We start from the raw sequence: 4152 nt of genomic DNA, 5'->3' as shown, positions 1-4152 counted from the left end.
CTTGAACTCGGCCGTGTACTCCTGCTTCGGAATTCTCTTCATCTCTCGTCCTTCAGGTCTCGATGCTAACCATCGGCTCCTGGAAGACGAAAAACAGCGGGCAGCTCAGTTCGGTTCTTTCAATGCGCTGCAGGAGCAGGGGCATCGCCACCGGCGCCACCCAGGCTCACAAAACTGTCGGGCTCTCCACCTTGCAAGACCCACTGCAGATCGGCCTCGGCCAGCCAGAAGTCGCGTTGCGCACGGATGGCGTCCACGGTGGCCTGGGACTGGTTGCGCACTTCGTCCAGCAGATCCCACACGCTCTTGAGCATTCCGTTGTAGTGCAGCACCGTTTCTTCGGTAATGAACTCGCGGGTTTTCAGAATGTCGCCCTGGCTGTCCTGTGCCAAGGCATGGGCAGCCCAGTAGACGTTCATGGCCAACTTCGACAGCGCACGGTTGCGCAGACTTTCTGCCCTTGGCAACTGGTTGCGAATCGCATCGCCGCGCTTTTGCAAGTCCGCTGCTGTCATGGGTTGCGCCGGAATGGCAGGCAGCTCATCCGGCAGCACAAAACCTTCCTGAAGGCCCGTTTGCCCCATCGTCTTGACGAGATTGGCCTGGGCCTGGGCGGCGGCTTGCTGTGCCCGCCGCAGATTCATGCGTGCGTTGGACGCAGCCAGTTGAACGGCAGACAGCTGCAGCTTGCTCCAGTTGCCCACCGTCACCATGCGTTGCCCCAGCTCATAGGCGGCCTGGGCAGCCTCCAGCATGTCACGCTGGTGCTTCAGCACCTGCTGGGCGGCCACGGCTTCGATCCACGCTTTGCGTCCGGCGGCAGCCACTTTCAGCACCTCACCCGCATCCTCGACGCGGCGCTGCAGGCTGGGATCAAGTTCCGTCCAGCGGCCTTGCGCAATCAGTTGTTCATTCTGGGGACCCAGTTCCGCCAAAGGGCGAGCCAATTTGAAATGGAACTTCCAGGCCATGCGAACCGCCGCCTCTGCGGTGGGGATGGCCATACCCGAGGGACTGCCCGGGGTCGTGGTGGAAGCACCGGTGTTGGCCTGCTCCCACTTGAGCACGTCGGCATGGCCGCGCTTGAACGCTCCCACCGCGTCGTTGGCCCGGCGCCAGTCGGCTTCTTGTGAAGGGCTGGCCGTTTGCGCTGACAGCGCCAGCGGCAGGGCCAGCAGGCCCGCCACCAGCACTGGGCCCGCGGCACGGTTGCAAAACGAAGATCTCACTGTCATCGCTCCTTTTGAAGTAAATCAAGTGGTGCAGATTCTGGCGACGCGAGTGCGTCATTTCCCTGTCGGCCAGATTACAAAAATGTCAACTTCCGTCGCACCCGCTCCGGGGAAGGCAAACTTGTGGCCAGGAGCATGTGAACGTGAAAATTCTGATCGTGGAAGACGAACCCAAAGCGGGTGACTACCTCAGGCAAGGCCTGCGCGAGGCGGGCTTTGCCGTGGACCTCGTCGCCAACGGCGTAGACGGACTGCATCACGGCCTGGAAGGGGATCACGATCTGGTGATCCTGGACGTCATGTTGCCGGGCATGGACGGGTGGCAGGTGCTCAAGAACCTGCGCAGCCAGGGGCGACAGATGCCCGTGCTGTTCCTCACAGCGCGCGATCAGGTCGAAGACCGCGTCAAGGGACTTGAGCTGGGGGCCGACGACTACCTGGTCAAGCCGTTTTCGTTTGCCGAGCTGCTGGCCAGGGTCCGGACGATCCTGCGGCGAGGCCGCTCAGGTCTGGAAGCCACCTCGATGAAAGTGGCCGATCTGGAGCTCGACCTGCTGCGCCGTCGCGTGACCCGGTCCGGCAAACGCATCGATCTGACGGCCAAGGAATTCGGCCTGCTGGAATTGCTGATGCGCCGCCACGGCGAGGTGCTGCCGCGTTCCCTGATCGCCTCCCAGGTGTGGGATGTGAATTTCGACAGCGACACCAATGTGATCGAGGTGGCCATGCGGCGTTTGCGGGCCAAGGTGGACGATGGATTCGAACCGCGCCTGATCCAGACCGTGCGCGGCATGGGCTACGTGCTCGAAGCACCCGAGGACGCCCACTGATGCTCGGCCGGCTGTCGCTGACGGCGCGCCTAACCGCGCTGTACACCCTGGTCTCGGCCTGCGTGCTCGTCGGACTGGGCCTGCTGGTCTCGATCGCGGTGGGTCGGCACTTTGTCGAACTCGACCGGGATTTCCTGAAGGACAAGATCGAACTGGTGCAGACCATCGTCGGCGAGGCCTCGTCATCGGAGATGCTGGCATCCCGGCTGGATGAGTTGCTGACCAGTCACCACGGCTTGGTCATCGAGCTGCACAACAGCGCCGGCCAGGTCTATGGCGAAGCGGGTTCGGTGTTCTCCCGCCTGCCACCGTCCATCGGTACAGATGAACAGGCCTTTGACTGGACGGCCGGCGATCACACGCTGCGCGGTCTGAGGGCGGCCATCCGTCCGCCCTCCACATGGACGGGTCAGGCCGCGGACGGCCAACCGCTTGAACTGCTGATCGCGCTGGACACGGCGCACCACACCCATTTCATGCAGTCGCTCAGGCAGACGCTGGCGCTCTACCTGATCGGCGCCATCCTGGCCAGCGGCTTGCTGGGCTGGTGGGCCGCCCGCCGGGGCCTGGCGCCGCTTCGAATCATGAAAGAGCGCGCCATGACGGTCACGGCCCACAAGCTGGACCAGCGCATGCCCGTGGACGCGGTGCCGGCGGAGTTCGCCGACCTGGCGCAGAGCCTGAACACCATGCTCGAACGCCTGCAATCCGACTTTGCGCGGCTGCAGGAATTCTCCAGCGACCTGGCGCACGAACTGCGTACCCCCATCAACAACCTGCTGACCCAGACACAGGTGTCATTGGCCCAGAAACGGGATGCGAGCGCCTACCAGGACATCCTCGCCTCCAACGCCGAAGAGTTTCAGCGACTGGCCCGCATGGTGTCTGACATGCTGTTTCTGGCCAAGACGGAGCACGGGATCGAACTGCCCAACCCGGAGGCGATTGAGTTGGAGCAGGAAACGCGGGCGCTGTTCGACTTCTATGACGCGGTGGCCGACGAGAAACGCATTCGTCTTTCGCTTGCTGGGCAGGCGGTGATCATGGGTGACCGCCTGATGGTTCGGCGCGCCATTGGCAACCTGCTGTCCAACGCCTTGCGGCACTCACCGGATGATGCCGACGTGACGGTGACGATCGAAAAGCAAGGCACCACCACCACCCTGTGTCTCACCAACACGGGGCCCACCATTTCCCCTGAGGTTCTGCCTCGGCTGTTCGACCGCTTCTTCCGGGTGGACAAGTCGCGCAGCCACCCGGACTCCGATGGCGCTGGCCTGGGCCTGTCGATCACCCAGGCGATCATGGCCGCCCATGGCGGCTCCGTGACAGCCAGTTCCAGTAACGGCATCACCACCTTCTGCCTCGTCTTTCCCGGCTCAGTTGCAGATTGACTGGTGCTTGGGATGACCGGTTACGTCGATCGCGACCTTTCAGTTGGCAAGTTCGGGTGACCGTACCCAGCCTCAAGTAGTCTTCAGGGAGGGCTGCAGCGAGGAATCACATAACGACTCCGCTCGTGTCCCAGCAAGTGGTGTAACTCCACAAGCGCGCGGCAAGGTGCGTAGGGCGTAGTCCGAAGCATCTTGCCGCGCGGCGGCGGCCGTCCCGGCCGGGGTGGCCATCGTGGCCCCGGATATGGTTGAGGTGCAACCCACCAACCTTGTCAGGAGAATCACGATGACCACCCCTACTATGGCACTGGCCGAGCTCGCCGAGAAGGGCGCCGATGTCGACCTGCTGCGCCAGATGGTGCAGTTCATGGCCCAGCGCCTCATGGAGATCGACGTCGAGGGCCGCTGCGGCGCCGGCTACGACGAGAAGGCGCCGCGCGCGCGCCTCAACAGCCGCAACGGCTACCGCGACCGAACCTGGGACACGCGCGCTGGCAGCATCGAGCTCAAGATCCCCAAGCTGCGCCGCGGCAGCTACTTCCCCGAGTTCCTGGAACCCCGGCGGTAGTGTCCTGATTTGTGTGCAGAACCACTTGCCAAGGGATGGCGGTCATGGCAAGAGGTTGATTGTCGAAGCCAACCTGCCCCGCGAGGGGCTGAACTGCCATGACCGCCACTGCCAAGGGTAAGCCTTCC

The 4152-nt window shown here is 63.4% G+C and carries 3 protein-coding genes and 1 pseudogene; 3 read left to right on the top strand and 1 reads right to left on the bottom strand.

What is annotated here, in order from left to right; all coding sequences use genetic code 11:
- Positions 1–119 precede the first annotated feature (119 nt).
- Positions 120–1187 carry a TolC family protein gene (locus DRV96_RS17515; RefSeq protein WP_162911130.1) on the bottom strand — a complete coding sequence of 356 codons (1068 nt, stop codon included), beginning with the start codon at positions 1185–1187 and terminating at the stop codon, positions 120–122.
- Between the two features lie 188 nt (positions 1188–1375).
- Here DRV96_RS17515 and DRV96_RS17510 point away from each other — a divergent pair, with 188 nt between their 5' ends.
- The 3 genes and pseudogenes from DRV96_RS17510 to DRV96_RS17500 all read left to right on the top strand — a co-directional run.
- Entirely contained in the window at positions 1376–2062 is a 687-nt protein-coding gene (locus DRV96_RS17510) for a heavy metal response regulator transcription factor (RefSeq protein WP_119293536.1), read from the top strand.
- Positions 2062–3456, top strand: coding sequence for a heavy metal sensor histidine kinase (locus tag DRV96_RS17505; protein WP_119293534.1), 1395 nt, complete (start codon positions 2062–2064; stop codon positions 3454–3456). Before DRV96_RS17510 ends, DRV96_RS17505 begins: the two co-directional genes overlap by 1 nt.
- Positions 3457–3742: 286 nt before the next feature.
- Positions 3743–4021, top strand: a pseudogene (locus DRV96_RS17500) (transposase); the annotation flags it as partial.
- Positions 4022–4152: the final 131 nt, after the last annotated feature.

Origin of the sequence: Azohydromonas sediminis, assembly GCF_003574675.1 — a bacterium.
GTDB lineage: Bacteria > Pseudomonadota > Gammaproteobacteria > Burkholderiales > Burkholderiaceae_C > Calidifontimicrobium > Calidifontimicrobium sediminis.
Note: the sequence above shows the minus strand (reverse complement) of the source record. Positions and strands in the feature narration are given on the sequence as shown.

What these genes read in the sequence shown, in the direction of transcription:
- DRV96_RS17505 (WP_119293534.1), top strand. Translation starts at nt 2,062, where the DNA reads ATGCTCGGCCGGCTGTCGCTGACGGCGCGCCTAACCGCGCTGTACACC.